This is a genomic window from Providencia rettgeri, assembly GCF_041075285.1.
GTDB classification, from domain to species: Bacteria; Pseudomonadota; Gammaproteobacteria; order Enterobacterales; family Enterobacteriaceae; genus Providencia; species Providencia rettgeri_G.
Genome location: NZ_CP163512.1, coordinates 3,455,829 through 3,475,114, shown reverse-complemented (window position 1 = coordinate 3,475,114; position 19,286 = coordinate 3,455,829). Strand labels below are relative to the sequence as shown.

Genomic DNA, 19,286 nt, shown 5'->3' with positions numbered 1-19,286 from the left:
ATTTTCTGCTCGGTACCTGTACTGGTGCGGGTTTTAGTGATCGGCACAACTGCACAAAAAAGCACACCTTTTGTGTGCGGGCGAGGCGGGGGAGCAATCGCGCGTTTTGGGTTTTAGACGAGATTATTTTTCGGACTCTTGATACATAAAAGGCGGTTTTTATTTTTACTTTGCCTGACGCGTAAATTTCGCATTTTTCCGCCTAAATTAGCAAGATCAAAAAAGGATCGTTACCTGTGCGAGGCTCCACTACTGGCGCGGTTCAGACGATCTCTTGCAGGTGCATGAAAACCGACCTATTTAGTGGGCAGGCGTGGCGGGGTCACGATTGCGCGGCGAGGTGTTTATTGTTAAATATTCGTCCGCAAAATCTCCGAGCCGTCACAGCGTTAAAATCAAATTTCTATAACTAGATAGCAATTAATTTTGCACGCTTTGTGGTGGCGTATAGTGCGTTTAAATCGCTATTTGATGGGGGTAATTTATTGCGGATTCGTCTTGGTGAGTTAGGTTTGGTATAATACAGTGGGGTTCTATTATTATTTAGGGCATCGAGATCACCTACCTACGGGCAAAAAAAATACCGCCTCAGTGGGCGGTATCATTGAATTTACGCGTGATATTATTCGTCGTCTAAGTCCAGAGAATACTTTTCAAACTTTATAATCTCCCCGCCAAACCAATCATTCAATTGCATCATCTTACTTTGTAACGGCATCAACTCATTGCGCACAAATACTTTTGCCGCTTTCTCAACATCACCAAAGCCGCCCACATTTTCAGGAATGATCCCCATGATTTGTGGTGGCACACGGTGTGCCGCTAACATGTCGTCACGGCTCACATTTTTAATATTGAGGAATTCATCTTTTGCCGCCGCCTCAGAGAGTGGGATTGTTTGGATGCCGTCTTTCTTTCCCCCTGGTGCATACAAAAATAAATTGCGGAAATTTCCCAGCCCTTTGCTGCTTTTCAGGGCTTCACGAATTTTATCCACATCATCGGTTTTTTGTGCTGCATCACTGATATACAAGATATAGCCTGCGTGCGAACCATTGAGATAATATTTACGGCGAAATAGTGTTGCCGATTCATTAAGCAGTACGGAGGGGATTGCCGCGAGATATTCCGGCAAACCGTATAACTCTTGGTTAATATCCGGCTCAATCAAGTGAAACACTTTGCCCGTTTGAAATTCATACGGTTTAATATCGTAGCCATATTGCACAAACCAGTAAGTTTCTAAGTCAACACCGCGGCGGGTAAACTTAGCCGGCGAATGTTTGAAATTCAGTGATTGCCCCAGACGGTTATTTCGTTCTTCAAGATACCCATTACCAAACAGTAAAAAATCTAATGCCCAACTATCAAACGTCTGACGACTTAAATATTTATTAGGAATAAAGGTACTGGTGAGAATATTACGTTTTACATAAATTGCGCTGCTATGGTGTGGAGCTGCACGGAACGTGCGAGCAAGGCCATTAAAACTAATGGGCGGCTCATAGTAATTATCAATTTGCACACATTCTAAATAATCAAAAATTTCACGCTTATCCAGTACGGGGATTGGGTCACCGAAAGTGAATGCTTCCATTGATGCGCTGTCGGTTTTTTGCGCCAGTGTTTGTGATTGGCGTTTTTTATTTTTACGGCTCATTAAAAGACCTCGACGATATTATGTTGATTGTGATTTTCACCGGTGATCGGTTCGTTATAAAGCGCATGCATGGTTGCCCACGCTAAATCGGCATGGCTGGCTTCCTCACTGCGGTCAGCTTCATAAGTTGGGCGGTTACCACTGGCGGTAGTGGCACGGCGAATGGCCATAAAAGATTGCGTGATATCATTGCTTCCCGCATCATATTCAAGGCGGTCATGGCTAATCACGTCATAAGCCTTAAGCACTAACGCATTTTTTAACGCAGGGTTATAGACAAATTCTTTTGCGGCGGGGAAAAATTCGCGTACGTTTTGCAGGACACCATGGCCAATACCTGTGGAATCAATCCCGATGTATTGCACGTTGTAGCGCTCAGTGAGTTCTTTTATTGCATCCGATTGTGCGCGAAAATCCATGCCGCGCCATTGGTGATGTTCAAGTATGCGAAACTTACCGCCTTTATGTAGCGGTGGGGCAATCACTACGCAACCGGCACTATCTCCGTTTTGAGTACCTTTTGCAGGGTCGTAACCAATCCAAACGGGATGGAAAGCATAGGGGCGTATCATTAACGGTTGAACGTCGTCCCATATTTCCCAACTGTCCACCATGCATTTTTGCATTAGCTGCAAATTGAAAATGGATGCGATATCGTCGACAAACTCACACATCAGCAAGTTTTCGAATTCATCAGGGCTGTATTCTAAATAGAGTTGATCAATATCGAATAAATTACATCCGCCGCGCATGGCATCTTCAATGGTGACAATTTGCCGCCACTGACCATCCCCGCACATCATGCCATTCACTAACGCTTGATGGCTGATATCGACCTCAATGTGATCGGCCTTACGACGACCACGATTAAATAATTTGCCTGACCAGAACGGATACGCGCTGTGTGTTAGTGCGGATGGGGTCGAAAAGTAGGTTTGACGCCATTTCTTGTGCATGGCCATACCGGAGGCGACTTTGCGTAATTCTTGGAATTTGGGTATCCAGAAATATTCATCTAAGTACAGATTGCCGTGATAGCTTTGCGCAGTTCGAGCATTAGTACCAAGAAAATAAAGTGTTGCGCCATTGGGTAAAACAATAGGGTCACCTTTTAAGTCAACATCAACCTCTCGCGCCATATCAATGATATAGCCTTTAAAGACATGGGCCTGTGCTTTACTTGCAGAGAGAAAAATCTGATTGCGTCCAGTGGTCAGCGCATCCATAAAGGCTTCTCGAGCAAAAAAATAGGTTGCCCCGATTTGCCGTGATTTTAATATGTTACGAATGCGGTGTTTATGGCCTGCGCCGTACCAAACCTTTTGGTACGCAAACATATTTTCACGAAAGATTTCTTCCAGCTTTTCAATCTGTTCTTCGCTAAATAAATTCTTCTCAGGGGTGCGGCGTTCACCTTTATTGCGATTGGCCAGTTTCGGGTTTAAATCTACCTCATTACCGCCGTTTTGGTATTTGTGAATTTTGGCATGCCGCTCCACTTGGCGATAAAGCAAGTCGATTTCTTTATAGTCTTTTCCCTCTTTATTTTCTTTGCTGATTAGCGTACAAAGTCGCATTTCCAGCGTCATTTCTACGCGCTCAACGGGAGTGATTTCATCCCATTTATCGCGGCGTTTCCAACTGTGGATAGTGGCGGCTTTTTCTTTTAGGATTTCAGCAATGCGCGCAATTCGGTACCCGTTAAAATACAGGTGCATGGCGCGTTTTCTTGGGTCAAAATCGTGTAATGTTTTCATGTCGCCAGATTACTGGCTCACTCGCCCTCTCGCCCCGTGTCGCCGTTGTACTATTTCCCACACAATAGCAAAGCATTGTTTCTTAGCCCTCAACCCTGAAAACATAGGGCCATTATTTTTTATCTACGCATGAAATTTAATTGCCGGAGCTTGAGCAATGACCAAAAAATCTAAACCTGTGCGCCTTTGTGTTGAGGGAGCCACAACCGATGGGCGTAAAGTACAGCGCCAATGGTTAACGGATATCGAAAAAAACTATGACAAAAATGTCTACGGTGCCCGTATCAACATGGAGCATATGAATTATTCATGGATGCCGCGTTTCGGTGATGTGGAATCTGTCTACACAGAAGAAATCAGTGAAGGAGCTCTGAAAGGTAAGCTTGCTCTATACGGGATTTTATCGCCAACAGATTCATTAATTGAGATGAATCGTAAGCGTCAAAAGGTATACACCTCCGTTGAAATTAACCCTAATTTTTCCGACATGAATTCGGCTTATTTGGTGGGATTGGCTGTGACGGATAACCCCGCCAGTCTCGGCACGAGCATGTTGGAATTTAGTACTGGTGCAGATAAAGCCGCGACTTTCTCAGAACGCAAGCAAGATAAAGATAACGTCTTTACGGCGGCGGAAGAAACGGTGATTGAATTTACCGAAGAAGAAAACAAACCAGAAAAACCCAGCTTGAAAGATCGCATCATGGCGAAATTCAGTCGCGAACGTCAGCGCAATGATGTTGAACTCAATGACATTCACCAAGCGGTAGAGCTTTGCGCGGAAGAGCAAACCGAAACTGCACAAAAGCTGACTCGGCTTGAAACACAAGTCAAAGCGTTATCGGGTATCAAAGAAGAAAATGAAACCCTGCGCAGTGAGCTGGACCAACTCAAAAAAGATTTGAGCCAGCAAGATAATCAGCAACACCGCCCCACGTCTTTTGGCGGCAATACAACCAACACTGAAAACCTGACTGATTGCTAAACGGGAAAAACAATGAGAAAAGAAACAAAAGTTAAATTTAACGGTTACATGACCCGTCTAGGTGAGATTTACGGTGTTCAGCCACACGAATTCACAGATTCAAAAGTGGAAATTGAGCCTTCGGCAGCCCAAAAACTGGAAAGCAAAATTCAGTTAAGCGCCGTCTTTCTGACCAAAATTAATATTGTGCCTGTCAAAGACCAAGTGGGCGAAAAAATCGGCCTCGGCATTGGCTCAACGGTTGCCGGCACGACGGACACCACGAAGCAAGACCGCGAACCGACTGACCCAACACAATTGGCCAAACAAGGTTATCACTGCCGTCAAACAAACTTCGATACTGCTATCCGTTACGAAAAACTGGATATGTGGGCAATGTTTCAAGATTTCCAGCGCCGTATCCGTGATGCCATTATTCAGCGCCAAGCCCTTGATCGCATTATGATTGGTTTTAATGGTACGAGCCGCGCGGCAACTTCAAACCGTACAGTCAACAAAATGCTACAGGACGTCAACATCGGTTGGTTACATAAAATTCGCCTTGAAGCCCCTGAACATGTTTTAGGTTCTTCAACCGATAAAGACACCAACCAAATCACCCCTGAGCCTATCAAAGTGGGTAAAGGTGAAGAGTATGAAAACCTTGATGCACTGGTTATGCAAGCCGTTGACCACGCCATTTCTGAAGTCTATGCCGATGATACCGATTTAGTGGTTATCTGTGGTCGCTCACTTTTAGCCGATAAATATTTCCCTATCGTTAATCGTGATCAAGCCAATACCGAGGCGTTAGCTGCGGATGTGATTATCAGCCAAAAACGCCTCGGTGGATTGCCGGCGGTACGTGTTCCTTATTTCCCGAAAAATGGAATGCTTATTACACGGTTAGATAATTTATCTATCTACTGGCAAATCGAATCACGCCGCCGTCAAGTGGTGGACAATGCCAAACGTGACCGTATCGAAAACTATGAGTCTGTTAATGAAGATTACATTGTTGAAGATTACGACTGCGTGGCGTTGATTGAAAACATCGAGCTGACGTCAGGAAAACCGGCGGAGCCTACTGAGCCGGACGAAGTAAAAGACGCGCCAACCGGAGAATAAGCTGTGAATCCGTGGGAACGAAAACGTATGCAGGTTGAAGCTAAGAACGTCAGCGCCTATGGCGTTCTTGCTGACCCCTCGGCAGCAACACAAGTCAAATTGATGTTGCGCCAACACATGCGGGATTTAAGTAAAACACAATCATTTGAACGCAAAGCCGCATACAAACGTAAAGCCTTGCCGCTATACGAGGCGTGGATCACTGAAACATTAAAAGGCAATTCAGGCGTTCAAGATGATGTATTGATGTATCTCATGTTGTGGAGTTTTGACGCCGGTTTGTTCGAGCAAGGGCTAGATATTGCGGAGTATGCACTAAAGCACAAGCTCGCCATGCCGTCAGGTCAATCTCGCACAACCGGCTGTGCCATTGCCGAAGAAATGGGGGATAGAGCCAAAGAAGCCTATACCGCAAAAAATCCCATTCCATTGGATATCTTGCAGCGCACCATGGCATTGATTGAGCATGAAGATATGCCCGATAAAGTCCGTGCCGAGCTGCATAAATGGCTGGGTTACAGCCTGCGCGATAATGATTTTCCACAACCAGCTTTATGTGAATTAATGCGAGCCCTTGAGCTTAATGAGCGCAGTGGTGTTAAGCAGGACATTAAGAATATTGAAAAGTTTTTGTCAGCAAAAAACAGTGCTGACGAATAAAGAACGTGCCAACGCGCAAGGCGGCGCGAGATAAGAAATTTATTTTTCGGACTCTCGCCCACCGCCTACCTATTTTAAGGTGACCTCATGGATTTTGTTTCACCCGAACCCGCTAACGAAAAAGACGAAACGATCACCAGTGGTGATTTTTGGCCTGCGATTAATACCCGTGCATTTCGCGAGTCAATGCGAGTTGACGGTACGGTCACCCAAAGTCGATTAATTGAAGCTTTAAAAAACGCCATTATTGAAACTAACCGCGAATTATCCCGCTTTCAACATCAAGAGATTCAGTTGGGCTATACAACGTTAGACGTGGTTCCGGCCAACAAAATCACGCATGGGGAGATTGACGTATCAGAATTAGTGATCCTTTATCGCCGTGCCGTATTTAGCGCGGCAAAAGCAAACTTAATCGAACGTTACCGCGATATAGACACCACACCGAACGGTAGCAAAAAAGCCGATGCCTTAGAGACGAATATTGATGATTTACAGCGTGATGCTGTTTGGGCAATTCAGCGCATCAAGGGCACGACACACAATATTGTTGAATTGATATGAAAACCAGAACGATAAAAGGTGACACCGTAGACGGGATCTGTTGGCGATTTTACGGCAGAACGACAGGCATGACAGAAGCTGTTCTGTTAGCCAATCCCAATCTTGCCGAACAAGGTGCCGTGCTACCTGCGGGGCTATTGATTGAGTTACCTGAAATTACCGAAGAGCCGGTACAGCCACTTATACAGCTATGGGATTGATACATGTTTGATAAAGATCCGAACAGTTTCGGTATCGCACAGTGGTTATTAATGCTCTTCATTTCAATGTGGGGAGGTGTTGTGAGATACATCATTGACGTTAAAACGAATAATGCCCCGTGGAGCTGGTTTGCGGCTTTTATGCAAATGGTCGTTTCTGGCTTTGTTGGGTTGCTAGGGGGATTGCTCTGTATTGAGGGCAATCAGAGCATTTATATCACCCTATTCACCACCGGTGTATTTGGTGCGATGGGAAGTATCGGACTTTCCTATTTATGGTCACGCTTTACTGGAGGAAAACATGTCTAACGTACCACGCGGCATACGCAACAACAATCCGGGCAATATTGATTATAACCCGAGAAATTCATGGCGAGGGGAGTTAGCATTTGACCCTAGCATTGAGCCTCGTCATAGCCGTTTTGAGAAACCTGAATACGGTATTCGTGCATTATTCAAGCTTTTGCGTACCTATTCAACCTACACGGGAAAACAAGGGGTTGGTTGCGGCAAAATTGATACGGTGGAAGAAATTATTGAACGTTGGGCACCGGCAAAAGACCGCAATAATACAGAGGGTTATATTAATCGTGTCTGTAAAGAAACGGGCTTTGGTCGTCGTGATTGCCTTGATGTTTACGACAAAGAAACGGCATTCAAAATCGCTAAAGCGATAGTCCATGTTGAAAATGGTCAGCAGCCATACAGTGATGAATTGTTTGAAAAAGCATGGGCGATGTTGTGATGTTTAAATCCAATAATGCGAGACGAAAAGCTTATGTTTAATATGAAAAAATGGGCAATCGCTTTCGCATTACTCCTTGTCGCTGGTGTCATATTCGCTGGCTGGCAAGGTATCAAAAAAATAGACCGGCTCAATGAACGAGTCGGCATACTCACGGCAGAAAACCAACAACTCGCGTTAGACGTTGATAAAAAATCCGCGCTGATCACTGACCAATCATTAAGTTTTCACCGTGCAAATCAAATCGCCGGTGATGCCTATCGTCGCGGTATTATTCAACGCGCCGCCGCCGAGGAAAGAAAAATTGAATATAAAACCATTCTTAAAAACGAGCCAACGTGTGATTTGCCTGTGCCTCAGTATCTTGCTGATCGGGTGCTCGACAACGCCTACCGTATCCGTGCAATCGCAATGCATTCCCATTCCGAAAACATTAACCCAGCAAGTACCACCGCCTCTACCGGACGGGTTCTAACTTATTGCGATTTGGCTTCGATGGTTGACCCTTTACTTGCAGCCTTAGAAACCGCCAATATTCAACTAAGTGCGATTGAGCAATTTGATGAGGAACGGAACCGTGAAAAAACTCACTAACTTACGGGAATATTTAGACCGCAAAATTCCATTTCTCAAAGATAACCCCGAAAATTTATACTTGTTCGTTGAAAACGGGCGGATTATTTCCACCTTGGAAGAAACGCCCAGTTTTGAATATGAATACACTGCTAATATTATTATTGAGCGCTATAGTGGTGACCAAAATGTCTTAATTGCGGTAGTCAATGATTGGCTAAGAAAAAATCAATCCGATATTTCAGCGAACCCCGCAAAGCGGCAACAAGATTTTAGATTTGAGGCGGTAATTTTAGATAACAAAACCGCCCACATTAGTATTGATTTAAATCTCACTGAGCGCGTATTAGCGATTGATAAAGACGGCAAATATGTGATTGAAGCCACCCCTGAGCCAACTAATCCTTTTGATGAATGGTCAACGACACGATGAATGATGATACTTTGCGTCAACTTGACAACGAGTTAACACATTTATTAAATCGGATGTCACAAGGCCAGCGCCGACAGCTGGCGAAAGAAATCACTCGTGATTTACGCCGTTCTCAAATTAAGCGAATACAGCAACAAAAAAATTCGGATGGCAGCCCATACACCAAACGCAAAGCCAATTTTGTCACGGTACAACGTGAGATCCAATTTATGTGGCACGGCCAAAAACGCACCTTACGGAATTGGCGAGGTAATAGCAAAACCATTACTGGCCAAGACGCGAATAAAAAAGCCCAGCGTTCATTTCGTAAGTCAGATATTCAGCGCTATATCAGCATCAAGAAAGATAAAATCAGCACTGAGCGTAAAACCAAGCAAACGCGCATGTTTAAAAAACTCGCCACTGCCCGTTTTTTAAGAACGTATAGCAGCGATAAAGAAGCAGCGATTTATTTTTTACCTTCAGCGGGGAATATTGCTGGCGTGCATCAATTTGGTTTAACAGAGCGTATTGGCAATGCAAAAATTACCTACCCATCACGCCAGTTGCTAGGGCTGACGCCACAAGAAATCAGGCATATTGAAAGCCAGATTATTGATTTTCTGGCTCGGTGATAAAACTAGTTAATGTGGGTTTTTACCGTAAGTTCAACACCCAGCGCTTTCATCACGGCTAACGTGGATTTTAGCGTAGGGTTGCCATCTTCACTAAATGAACGGTATAGCTGCTCACGGGAAAGCCCCGTTTCTGCCGCGATTTGGCTCATACCTTTGGCTCTGGCCACAATGCCTAACGCTTTCGCAATGTACGCTGAATCTCCTGTTTCGATTGCGTCAGCCATAAAAAATGCAATCTCTTCATCATCAACTAGCGCCAACGCTGGGTCATAGGTTGTTAAATTACTCATCATTGTTTTCCTCTAAAATCCACTTTTTAGCCAGTGTCTTAGCTAATGTAATATCTCGTGATTGAGAGCTTTTATCACCACCACATAGCAAAAGAATTATCGTATTCCCTCGTTGTTGGTAATAAACACGATAGCCAGGGCCGTGATGGATTCTTAATTCACTGATCCCTTCTCCAACGGGCGTTGCATCACCAGCTAATCCATTTGCTAACCTAAATAGGCGCGTTGCTATAATGGTCTTAGCCCTTTTGTCTTTTAGCTTAGATTCCCATAAACGGAATGCTTCAGTTTGTTTAAGTTCTTTCATGATGCAATTGTAGTTTATAAACTACAAGCTGTAAAGATAACTAATTTCACGTTATTCAACTTGTGCCAATCATGGCACAAAGCCATATACATATGCCTTATTCTTCATCCGTGGCAATCTATGTTTTATGAATAATGCAGATATTTTACGTCTAATCAGAAACCTGATCCGCATTGGTAGCGTGACTAATGTTGATGCCAAGAAAGGCTGTCGTGTGCAAATTGGAAACCTAGAAACCGACTGGCTAAATTGGGTTACCTTACGCGCCGGTAGCACGCGCACGATGAACGCACCAAGCGTGGGTGAGCAAGTCCTTATCTTGGCGTTAGGCGGTGAACTTACCACGGCATTTGTGCTAACCGGTATCTTTTCCAATGAACACTCAGAACCAACAGACTCCCTCACAGCAGATCATCGTACTTATTCAGACGGGGCAATCATTGAATATGAACCCGCTACTGGTGCATTAATCGCAACAGGGATTAAAACGGCTACGATTGAGGCCAGTGAGCAAATCAACGCAACCACAAAAGTGGTTGTCGTTAATGCAAGCAAACAAATTAACCTGACAACCCCAACTGTAATTTGTTCACAAAATCTGACCTGTGCCACGCTCAATGTCACCGAGGGCGGCAAAATGACGGGCAATTTCACACACACCGGCGGCGCAATTACATCCAATGGTATTACGTTGCATGAGCACACTCATGGCGGTGTACGTAGCGGTGGCGAATCCACAGGAAAACCACAATGAGATATTGCGGCATGAGTCGAGAAAATGGAAAGTGCCTTTCCGATATTGAACATATACGCCAATCCGTGCGCGATATTTTGATTACCCCTATAGGCTCACGCATCGCACGGCGAAATTATGGTTCGCTATTATCAGAACTTATCGACCAGCCACAAAATTCCGCGCTGACATTGCAGTTAATGTCAGCGTGCTACACCGCATTGTTGAAATGGGAGCCACGCATTTTATTAACTCGCATTAGCCTAAATAGCACCGAGGCTGCGCAGATGATTGTGGATATTGAAGCCACAACCCAAGACACCAACCAGTCACTTAATTTTTCGGTCAATGTGAGGTAACAATGGCAGCCAGTATTGATTTAAGTTTATTGCCGGCACCCGATGTTGTCGAACTATTAGATTCTGAGGTGCTATTTGCCGAGCGCAAAACCGCGTTAATCGCTGCAATGCCAGAAGAACAGCGGGAAGCGATAGCCCGCACTTTAGAATTAGAATCCGAGCCGTTAACCAAATTACTGCAAGAAAATTGCTATAGAGAATTGATTTTACGTCAGCGGGTTAATGAAGCGGCTCGCGCAAGTATGGTGGCTTTTGCTACCGGTGTCGACCTTGACCAACTGGCAGCCAATAATAACGTGAAACGCTTGATGTTATCTGCGGGTGATGAAAACGCCATCCCACCGATTGCACCGATGTATGAGTCTGATGCCAATTTACGTATGCGTATACCGGCCGCTTTCGAAGCGTTAAGCGTAGCTGGCCCTATTGGCAGTTATGAATATCATGCTCGCAGCGCTGATGGTCGGGTTTCTGATGCCTCGGTAATTAGTCCGCTACCGGCTCATGTCACGGTTACGGTTTTATCCCGCGAGGGGAACGGCAGCGCACCGGCTGATTTAATTGAGAAAGTGAATATTGCGTTAAACGATGAGGACGTTAGACCGGTTGCTGATCGTGTCACAGTACAATCAGCAACCATCGTTAACTATGAAATCGACGCGGTGATTTACTGTTATCCCTCCCCTGAATACGAACCGATTATGGCGGCGGCAGAAGAACAAGTGAAACGCTATGCGACACAGCAACACCGATTAGGCCGTGACATTGTCCTTAGCGCCATTTATGCCGCGCTGCATGTTCAAGGCGTGCAACGCGTTGAACTGAAAAAGCCGGTTGCAGATATCAAATTGGATAAAACACAGGCCAGCTTCTGCACACAAATTAACGTGGCATTAGGGGGTTCAGATGAATAATCGTTTATTACCTGTCGGCTCATCACCGTTAGAGCTCGCGGCCGCTGAGTCATTGGCACAGATTGAGCGCGTGCCTATTCCTATTCGTGAACTTTGGAACCCTGATAAATGCCCCGTGCATTTGTTGCCGTATCTGGCGTGGGCGTTCAGTGTTGACCGATGGGATAAAAACTGGACGGAAAAAGCCAAGCGCGATGCTGTTAAAGCAGCGATGTTTATTCATAAACACAAGGGCACGATTGGCGCTTTGCGCCGTGTAGTTGAGCCATTGGGTTATTTAATTCGTGTGATCGAGTGGTGGAAAACCAATGAAACCGCCGGCACGTTTCGCCTTGATATTGGGGTACTGGAAACCGGTATTACTGAGGAAATGTATCAAGAGTTAGAAGCATTAATTTTTGATGCCAAGCCGGCAAGCCGTCATTTAGTCGGGCTTACTATTCAGCTTGAAACCAAAGGCCAAATCTATTGTTCTGCGGCTAGCTATAGCGGTGATGAATTAACCGTTTACCCATACACGCCAGATGTGATCAGCTCAGGTGGTACGATTTCCACAGGGGCAGCGGTACATGTTATTGATGAAATGAGGGTGACTCTCCAATGAAATATTTTGCATTGCTTACCACTTATGGTGAAAAAGTGCTTGCAGAGGCGACTGCCCTCGGCACGAAAATTGAATTAACGCACATGGCGGTTGGTGACGGCGGCGGTGCCTTGCCCGCACCAGATACCAAGCAAACTAAATTAGTCAATGAAAAGCGCCGAGCAGCAATTAATACGTTATTTATTGACCCTATGAATACTAATCAAGTTATTGCGGAACAAGTGATCCCTGAAAATGAGGGTGGTTGGTGGATACGTGAAATCGGTTTGTTTGATAAATCAGGGTTATTGGTAGCCGTGGCGAATTGCCCTGAAACCTATAAGCCATTGTTAGCCGAGGGTTCAGGTCGTACGCAAACCATTCGAATGATTTTGATTGTCAGCCATACTGAAGCGGTTACATTGAAAGTTGACCCCGCGATTGTGCTTGCCACGCGCGGCTATGTGGATGATTCAGTAAAAACAGCGATTGAGGCTCACGTTAAAAGCCGTAATCACCCCGATGCAACGACTAGCGCCAAAGGTTTTGTGCAATTGGCTGATGCTCTGAGTGCCGATAACACCAAAGCTATCACACCCAAGTTGGCCACGGAAATTAACCAACGGGCTGTTAATGCACAAAATTCAGCGAATGCGGCCAATACAGCAGCAACTAATGCGAATAATAATGCTAATGGTCGTGTGCCAAATACGCGAAAGGTAAACAATAAGCCGTTAAGTGCAGATATTACTTTAAGTGCTAGTGATGTGGGGGCTTATACCAAGGCAGAAACCGACACCAAAGTCGCTGATGCGAAAAAGGCCGGAACGGATGCGCAAGCCACGGCAAATGCGGCTAATACTGCGGCAGCTAATGCGAATAATAATGCTAATGGTCGTGTGCCAAGTACGCGTAAAGTGAACAATAAACCATTAAGTGACGATATCACACTAAGTGCGGGTGATGTGGGGGCGTATACCAAAGCAGAAACCGACACCAAAGTTGCTGATGCGAAAAAGGCAGGCACGGATGCGCAGACCACGGCAAATGCGGCTAATACTGCGGCAACTAATGCGAATAATAACGCGAATGGTAGGGTTCCGAGTGGGCGTAAGGTCAACAATAAACCATTAAGTACAGATATCTCGCTGACCGCAGGAGATGTGGGGGCGTATACCAAAGCAGAGGTAGATAGTAAGTTTGCTGTTGGGAGTGGCCTAGGTTACGGACAAAAATGGCAAGATGTCACCTCAAATCGGAAATATAACACCAACTATACAAACACAACCGGAAAACCGATTGTAGTTTATTTGGCAGGCTCGACTAATTCAGGTAATCAATTGTCATTTACCTTAGATGGAATAACTTGTAACCATTTCAAATTTTCTAGCACGGGGCAGAATATTAATATCACAGCCATTATTCCCCCTTCATCAACATATAATTTTAACGGCAGTGGTGTTAATGCAAGTTATTTCAAATGGTTGGAGTTAAGGACATGAGATATTATAAAAATAGTGATAATGAAGTTTTTGCGTTTGGTAATGATGAATCGCCTAAAGATTGGTTAGAACAATCAGTTATTGAAATAACTGAATCAGAAGCCATATCGTTAACACAACCCTCAAAAGAGGAATTAATTTCTAATGCAGAACTTCAAAAACAAGCTTTACTGATTGAAGCAATCAACCAGACAACACCATTACAAGATGCTGTCGATTTAGGTGTCGCAACGGATAAAGAGCTTATGCGGTTAAATACATGGAAACAGTACCGTGTTGATTTAAATCGTATTGATACATCAACAGCACCAGATATTGATTGGCCTGAAAAACCCGAATAACATTAATCTACTCTGAGCCCCAATCAACGGGGCTTTGTTTCATCCCTCACACAATCCCCATTTCGTGCATTTGCCTTAACCCCAACCCAAAATTGAGCTATTGCAAAATAGAGGACGCTAGTAATGGCTCAAGATTATCACCACGGCGTGCGAGTGATTGAACTCAATGAAGGCACGCGACCAATTCGCACCATCAATACCGCCATTGTCGGAATGGTGTGTACTGCCGATGATGCAGACACAAAAGCGTTTCCACTCAATACCCCTGTTTTAATTACAGATGTGAAAAATGCGGCAGGTAAAGCTGGCGAAACCGGCACGCTTGCACGCTCACTGGATGCTGTTGGTAACCAATCAAAACCTGTTACCGTGGTTGTACGCGTTGAACAAGGCGAAAGCGAAGCAGAAACCACATCCAATATTATTGGTGGCACTACCCCCGATGGACGAAAAACCGGCTTACAGGCATTGACTGTGGCGCAAGGCCGTTTAGGTGTTAAGCCTCGCATTCTAGCCGTACCGGCTCATGATACACAGGCAGTTTCATCAACGCTCGCCGGTATCGCGCAAAAAATGCGTGCCATGGCTTATATTAGCGCCTATGGCAGTAAAACTATTTCCGAGGCGATTGATTACCGCAAAAACTTTAATCAACGTGAATTAATGTTGATTTGGCCTGAGTTTCAAAGCTGGGACACTGTCGCGAACGCAGAAAGTAATATCTACGCCACCGCGTGTGCCTTGGGCTTACGCGCCAAAATTGATAATGATATTGGCTGGCATAAAACCTTGTCTAACGTTGGCGTTAATGGTGTCACAGGCATTTCTGCCGATGTGTCATGGGATTTACAAGACCCCGCCACCGATGCTGGCTTACTCAACGAAAACGATATCACCACGCTAATTCGCAATAACGGCTTCAAGTTTTGGGGCTCCCGTACTTGCTCAGATGATCCGTTGTTTGCCTTTGAATCTTACACCCGCACCGCGCAAGTGTTATCCGATACCATCGCCGAGGGACTCGACTGGTCAATTGACGGCGCACTTAATCCCTCACTGGCTCGCGATATTATCGAAAGTATCAATGCAAACCTGCGCAGCATGACAACGCAGGGTTATTTATTGGGTGGTGAATGTTGGTTCGATCCAGACGTTAACACCAAAGAAGAGCTGAAAAGCGGCAAGTTATACATTGATTATGACTATACAGCCGTACCCCCACTGGAAAACTTACTGTTACGTCAGCGTATCACTGACCGCTATTTATTAGATTTTGGCTCAAAAATTAAGGGGTAATCATGGCCTTACCACGCAAACTTAAAGATTTAAATTTGTTCAATGAGGGTGAAAGCTATATGGGGCGTATTGAAGAAATCACGCTACCGAAAATCACCCGTAAATTTGAAACCTACCGCGGCGGCGGCATGAACGGCGGCGTCAAAATTGATATGGGGCTAGAAGATGATGCACTCTCTGCCGAATTAACATTTGGAGGCTTAGAAGCCCAGCTCTATAAGCAATGGGGTATCACTCAAATTGATGGTGTTATGTTGCGCCTCAATTGTGCTTATCAACGCCAAGATACCAAAGAATACACCGCCGTTGAGGTCGTGCTACGTGGTCGATTCAGTGAAATTGACTCCGGTAATGGCAAGGCCGGTGAAAACACCCAAGTCAAAGCGCCTTTTAATGCTACGTATTACAAGCTCATTTGGGACGGTGAAACACTCATTGAGATTGATTTACTCAATATGATTGAAAAAGTTGATGGTGTTGATCGCCTAGAAGAACAACGCGCCGCATTAGGTTTATAGGAAAAGTAAATGACTGAACCAGTAGAAAAAAATCAAATCACCGTCACGCTAGATGAACCCATCACACGTGGAACAACCACAGTAACAGAGATTGTGGTACGTAAACCCAATTCTGGCGCATTGCGTGGTGTTCGCTTAGCCGCACTGATGGAAATGGATGTGGATTCGGCAATGTTGGTATTACCCCGCGTCACCGCACCGGCATTGACGAAACCTGAATTAATCATGATGAACCCTGCGGATATGCTGAATTTAACCAAAGAGCTTGTGCTTTTTTTGTTACCGAAGTCGGTGACTATGGATTTCCAGAACGATTAACCGTCAATGATTTAGTGGCAGATATTGCCACTATTTTTCACTGGTCACCGGCTGTCACCGATGAATTTTCCCTAACCGAATTATTAGAATGGCGTTATCACGCCCTTAAACGTAGCGGTGTAGAAGATGAGTAAAGATTTACGTTTACAGGTGATTTTAAGCGCCGTTGATAAATTTACAAAACCGTTTAAGAGTGCCCAAGCGTCGAATAAAAAATTGGCGGAAACCCTCCGCCAATCTAAACAACAACTCAAAGAGCTCAACAACCAAGCCAAGCAAATTGACGGGTTTAAGAAAACCAAGCAATCCCTTGATGCAGCAAATAATGCCTACCAACAAGCTACCGCCAAAGTTAGCCGGCTCGCACGTGAATTATCCACCGTTCAAAATCCCACGAGGGCCCAATCACGGGAGCTTGACCGCGCAAAAGCGGCTGCCGCAAAACTCAAAGCTGAAACCGGCACACTGAGTGCCTCATTGCAGCGCCAACGGGAAGCCCTAAAAGGCAGTGGGATTTCAACACGCCAGCTAAGCCAAGCCCAAATCAAATTAAATAGCGACATTGCCAGCACAAGCCGGCGATTACAGCAACAAGAGCAGCAACTAAAACGGGTAGCCAACCAAGAAAAGCGAATGTCTGCGGCAAAAAATAGCTATCAAAATGCCATGGGAGTGCGTAATAAAATGGCAGGTAGCAGCGCGGGCATCCTTGCATCCGGTGTGGGGTTAGGTTATGCGGCTAAAAAAGTCTTAGTACCAGGCTATGATTTTGAAATCGGCATGTCGAAAGTGCAAGCCTTAACCCGCCTTGATAAAAATTCCGACGACTACAAGATGTTAAGGGAGCAAGCGCGAGACCTTGGGGCGACAACCGCATTCACCGCTAATGAAGTTGCACAAGGTCAAGCGTTTTATGCCATGGCTGGTTTTAAACCAGAGCAAATTAAAAATGCCATGTCTGGCACTTTATCCATGTCATTGGCCGGTGACATTGACTTGGCCACCACGGCTGATATTGGTTCCAACATCTTGACCGGCTTTAAGCTGAATTCTAATGAAATGAACCGTGTCAGTGATGCCCTTGTTGCCACGTTTACGCGATCTAACACAAACCTCACTATGCTTGGCGACACGATGAAATATGTTGCGCCGGTTGCCTCGGGGCTCGGTGTTGATTTAGAGACTGCCGCCGTTGCTGCCGGTAAACTCGGCGATGCGGGTATTCAAGGCAGTATGGCCGGTACAGGCTTACGCTCTATTTTAGGGCGTTTAGCAGAGCCGCCGAAAATGGCCGGCGAAGCCCTTGATAAATTGAAAATTAAAACCCGTGATGCCAAAGGTAATTTGCGCCAATTTACCGACATACTCGCCGAGCTAGACAGAAAAACCAAAAAAATGGGAACAGCTGAGCGTGCCGGACTGTTTAAACATATTGCCGGTGAAGAGGCATTTTCTGCTCTCTCGGTATTGGTTGATCAAGCTGGCTCAGGTCAGTTGCAGGCCATGATTGCCGAAATTAAAGCCGCTAAAGGGGAAGCGGAAAAAGTTGCCAAAACCATGACAGATAACCTTGATGGCGACTTAAAAAACTTAACCTCGGCTTATGAAGATGTAGGAATACAAATTTTTGGCGGTGCGGATAGCCCTTTGCGCGATATCACTAAACGAGTCACAGACCTCATTTCGAAGTTTGGCCAATGGGCAAAGAAAAACCCTGAACTGGTTAAACAAATTACTATGATCACATTGGGGTTGGGTGCGGTGCTGGCCGTTGGTGGCGGTATCTCATTGATGATTGCTGCGTTAATTGGACCACTCGCCATGGCGAAATTGAGTCTGTCCGTGTTAGGTATCAAAGGCAGTGGGTTTCTATCATTACTCATTAAGCCTATTAAGTTAATTGGAACGGCATTTATGATGCTAGGCCGTGCGCTATTAGCTAACCCGATTATCTTAATTATTACCGCCATTGCTGGCGCGGCTTACCTGATTTATAAATATTGGGATGATATTGTCCCTTATGCGAAAGGGTTATGGAATTTAGTCACGACCATTTTTAAAGATGCATTTGAAGCGATAAAATCACTCATTTTAAATTGGACGCCAGCTGGATGGATTTATAAGCATTGGGATAGCATTGTGTCTATTACCGTCCGTATGTGGACATTGGTTAAGAAGACCATTTCTGATAAGTGGGATCAGATTGTCGCTGATGTTAAAGGTTTACCGGAACGCTTTAAACAAATTGGCGGTGAGATCATTGATAGCCTGAAAAACGGCATTCTGGAAAAGTGGGAAGCACTGAAAGCCCAATTTGCCGAACTCAAGCAAATGGCCACAAACATATTACCCGATTGGATGCTTTCGGATGAAACCAAAACTGTCCGTGCCATGTCACAAGTGACCGTCATTCAAGCCGGTATGAAAAGTGCGGGCATGTTCGACAGTGGCGGGTTTATTCCCCGTGGCCAATTTGGCATTGCAGGGGAATATGGCCCTGAAATTGTGAATGGTCCTGCGCATATTACCAGCCGAAAAAACACTGCCGCCCTTGCGGCCGCTGCACTGACTTTCGGCTCAATGACTGCCATTGCCAAGCCTATCCACCCTTATGCACTGCCTGCCAGCGATTACCATCCCGCCCCAGTCACGGTTAATCAAAATCGTCACATGGCAAATGCTGCGCCAATTATTAATATTTACCCACAGCCCAACCAATCAGCAAGCGACATTGCAAGAGAAGTCGCGAGACAGTTAGAGCAACGCCAGCGACAAGAGCAGGCAAGGCAATTAAGCCGCTACCAAGATAGCGAGGATTATTAAC

25 protein-coding genes are annotated in these 19,286 nt (G+C 45.2%); 21 read left to right on the top strand and 4 right to left on the bottom strand.

The features are described 5' to 3' along the window. Positions 1–622 precede the first annotated feature (622 nt). Both AB6N04_RS15960 and AB6N04_RS15955 read right to left on the bottom strand, forming a co-directional pair. Entirely contained in the window at positions 623–1,660 is a 1,038-nt protein-coding gene (locus tag AB6N04_RS15960; RefSeq protein ID WP_369309209.1) for a phage portal protein, read from the bottom strand. Beyond that, complete coding sequence (locus AB6N04_RS15955; protein ID WP_369309208.1) at positions 1,660–3,417, bottom strand: terminase ATPase subunit family protein; 1,758 nt, start codon at positions 3,415–3,417, stop codon at positions 1,660–1,662. The genes AB6N04_RS15960 and AB6N04_RS15955 overlap by 1 nt, the downstream gene beginning before the upstream one ends. A 157-nt stretch (positions 3,418–3,574) precedes the next feature. Between AB6N04_RS15955 and AB6N04_RS15950 the strand changes: the two genes are divergently transcribed. From AB6N04_RS15950 to AB6N04_RS15905, 10 genes are all read left to right on the top strand, one after another. Further along, positions 3,575–4,402: a GPO family capsid scaffolding protein gene (locus AB6N04_RS15950; RefSeq protein WP_369309207.1), complete on the top strand. Its 828-nt coding sequence runs from the start codon at positions 3,575–3,577 to the stop codon at positions 4,400–4,402. A 12-nt stretch (positions 4,403–4,414) separates the two neighbouring features. Next, a complete protein-coding gene (locus tag AB6N04_RS15945) occupies positions 4,415–5,509 on the top strand; it encodes a phage major capsid protein, P2 family (protein WP_048606855.1) in 1,095 nt (364 codons plus the stop codon). A 3-nt stretch (positions 5,510–5,512) separates the two neighbouring features. Then, positions 5,513–6,169 (top strand): phage terminase small subunit, encoded by a 657-nt coding sequence (gpM, locus tag AB6N04_RS15940; protein WP_369309206.1) that lies wholly within the window; start codon positions 5,513–5,515, stop codon positions 6,167–6,169. Positions 6,170–6,256: 87 nt separating this feature from the next. Continuing rightward, entirely contained in the window at positions 6,257–6,733 is a 477-nt protein-coding gene (locus AB6N04_RS15935) for a head completion/stabilization protein (RefSeq protein WP_369309205.1), read from the top strand. Then, entirely contained in the window at positions 6,730–6,933 is a 204-nt protein-coding gene (locus tag AB6N04_RS15930; protein WP_036962069.1) for a tail protein X, read from the top strand. The genes AB6N04_RS15935 and AB6N04_RS15930 overlap by 4 nt, the downstream gene beginning before the upstream one ends. Before the next feature lie 3 nt (positions 6,934–6,936). Further along, positions 6,937–7,242, top strand: coding sequence for a phage holin family protein (locus AB6N04_RS15925; RefSeq protein ID WP_036962068.1), 306 nt, complete (start codon positions 6,937–6,939; stop codon positions 7,240–7,242). Beyond that, positions 7,235–7,678 (top strand): structural protein, encoded by a 444-nt coding sequence (locus AB6N04_RS15920; RefSeq protein WP_369309204.1) that lies wholly within the window; start codon positions 7,235–7,237, stop codon positions 7,676–7,678. Before AB6N04_RS15925 ends, AB6N04_RS15920 begins: the two co-directional genes overlap by 8 nt. A gap of 33 nt (positions 7,679–7,711) precedes the next feature. Continuing rightward, a complete protein-coding gene (locus AB6N04_RS15915; RefSeq protein ID WP_369309203.1) occupies positions 7,712–8,272 on the top strand; it encodes a DUF2570 domain-containing protein in 561 nt (186 codons plus the stop codon). Continuing rightward, the gene (locus AB6N04_RS15910; protein WP_369309202.1) at positions 8,256–8,684 is read left to right on the top strand and encodes a phage tail protein; all 429 of its coding nucleotides are present in this window, start codon (positions 8,256–8,258) and stop codon (positions 8,682–8,684) included. The genes AB6N04_RS15915 and AB6N04_RS15910 overlap by 17 nt, the downstream gene beginning before the upstream one ends. Next, complete coding sequence (locus AB6N04_RS15905) at positions 8,681–9,298, top strand: phage virion morphogenesis protein (protein ID WP_369309201.1); 618 nt, start codon at positions 8,681–8,683, stop codon at positions 9,296–9,298. Before AB6N04_RS15910 ends, AB6N04_RS15905 begins: the two co-directional genes overlap by 4 nt. Before the next feature lie 5 nt (positions 9,299–9,303). On the opposite strand, the gene AB6N04_RS15900 is transcribed toward AB6N04_RS15905, so the two are convergent. Both AB6N04_RS15900 and AB6N04_RS15895 read right to left on the bottom strand, forming a co-directional pair. Continuing rightward, positions 9,304–9,591, bottom strand: coding sequence for an addiction module antidote protein (locus AB6N04_RS15900; RefSeq protein WP_369312148.1), 288 nt, complete (start codon positions 9,589–9,591; stop codon positions 9,304–9,306). Further along, entirely contained in the window at positions 9,584–9,898 is a 315-nt protein-coding gene (locus AB6N04_RS15895) for a type II toxin-antitoxin system RelE/ParE family toxin (protein WP_369309200.1), read from the bottom strand. The genes AB6N04_RS15900 and AB6N04_RS15895 overlap by 8 nt, the downstream gene beginning before the upstream one ends. A gap of 127 nt (positions 9,899–10,025) precedes the next feature. On the opposite strand from AB6N04_RS15895, the gene AB6N04_RS15890 reads away from it, so the two are divergent. The 11 genes from AB6N04_RS15890 to AB6N04_RS15840 all read left to right on the top strand — a co-directional run bounded on the left by AB6N04_RS15890 (position 10,026) and on the right by AB6N04_RS15840 (position 19,285). After that, entirely contained in the window at positions 10,026–10,652 is a 627-nt protein-coding gene (locus tag AB6N04_RS15890; RefSeq protein WP_369309199.1) for a phage baseplate assembly protein V, read from the top strand. Beyond that, complete coding sequence (locus tag AB6N04_RS15885) at positions 10,649–10,990, top strand: GPW/gp25 family protein (RefSeq protein ID WP_369309198.1); 342 nt, start codon at positions 10,649–10,651, stop codon at positions 10,988–10,990. The genes AB6N04_RS15890 and AB6N04_RS15885 overlap by 4 nt, the downstream gene beginning before the upstream one ends. A gap of 2 nt (positions 10,991–10,992) precedes the next feature. Further along, a complete protein-coding gene (locus AB6N04_RS15880; protein WP_369309197.1) occupies positions 10,993–11,904 on the top strand; it encodes a baseplate J/gp47 family protein in 912 nt (303 codons plus the stop codon). After that, a complete protein-coding gene (locus AB6N04_RS15875) occupies positions 11,897–12,508 on the top strand; it encodes a phage tail protein I (protein ID WP_369309196.1) in 612 nt (203 codons plus the stop codon). Before AB6N04_RS15880 ends, AB6N04_RS15875 begins: the two co-directional genes overlap by 8 nt. Then, entirely contained in the window at positions 12,505–13,989 is a 1,485-nt protein-coding gene (locus AB6N04_RS15870; RefSeq protein ID WP_369309195.1) for a phage tail protein, read from the top strand. Before AB6N04_RS15875 ends, AB6N04_RS15870 begins: the two co-directional genes overlap by 4 nt. After that, entirely contained in the window at positions 13,986–14,330 is a 345-nt protein-coding gene (locus AB6N04_RS15865) for a tail fiber assembly protein (protein ID WP_369309194.1), read from the top strand. Before AB6N04_RS15870 ends, AB6N04_RS15865 begins: the two co-directional genes overlap by 4 nt. A gap of 123 nt (positions 14,331–14,453) precedes the next feature. Further along, positions 14,454–15,626 carry a phage tail sheath protein gene (locus AB6N04_RS15860; protein WP_369309193.1) on the top strand — a complete coding sequence of 391 codons (1,173 nt, stop codon included), beginning with the start codon at positions 14,454–14,456 and terminating at the stop codon, positions 15,624–15,626. A 2-nt stretch (positions 15,627–15,628) separates the two neighbouring features. Continuing rightward, the gene (locus AB6N04_RS15855) at positions 15,629–16,144 is read left to right on the top strand and encodes a phage major tail tube protein (RefSeq protein ID WP_036962042.1); all 516 of its coding nucleotides are present in this window, start codon (positions 15,629–15,631) and stop codon (positions 16,142–16,144) included. A gap of 9 nt (positions 16,145–16,153) precedes the next feature. Further along, a complete protein-coding gene (locus AB6N04_RS15850; RefSeq protein WP_036962040.1) occupies positions 16,154–16,462 on the top strand; it encodes a phage tail assembly protein in 309 nt (102 codons plus the stop codon). Positions 16,463–16,476: 14 nt separating this feature from the next. Then, a complete protein-coding gene (locus tag AB6N04_RS15845) occupies positions 16,477–16,596 on the top strand; it encodes a GpE family phage tail protein (RefSeq protein ID WP_036962273.1) in 120 nt (39 codons plus the stop codon). Next, on the top strand, positions 16,589–19,285 hold the full coding sequence (locus AB6N04_RS15840; RefSeq protein ID WP_369309192.1) for a phage tail tape measure protein: 2,697 nt from the start codon (positions 16,589–16,591) through the stop codon (positions 19,283–19,285). The genes AB6N04_RS15845 and AB6N04_RS15840 overlap by 8 nt, the downstream gene beginning before the upstream one ends. Position 19,286 lies beyond the last annotated feature (1 nt).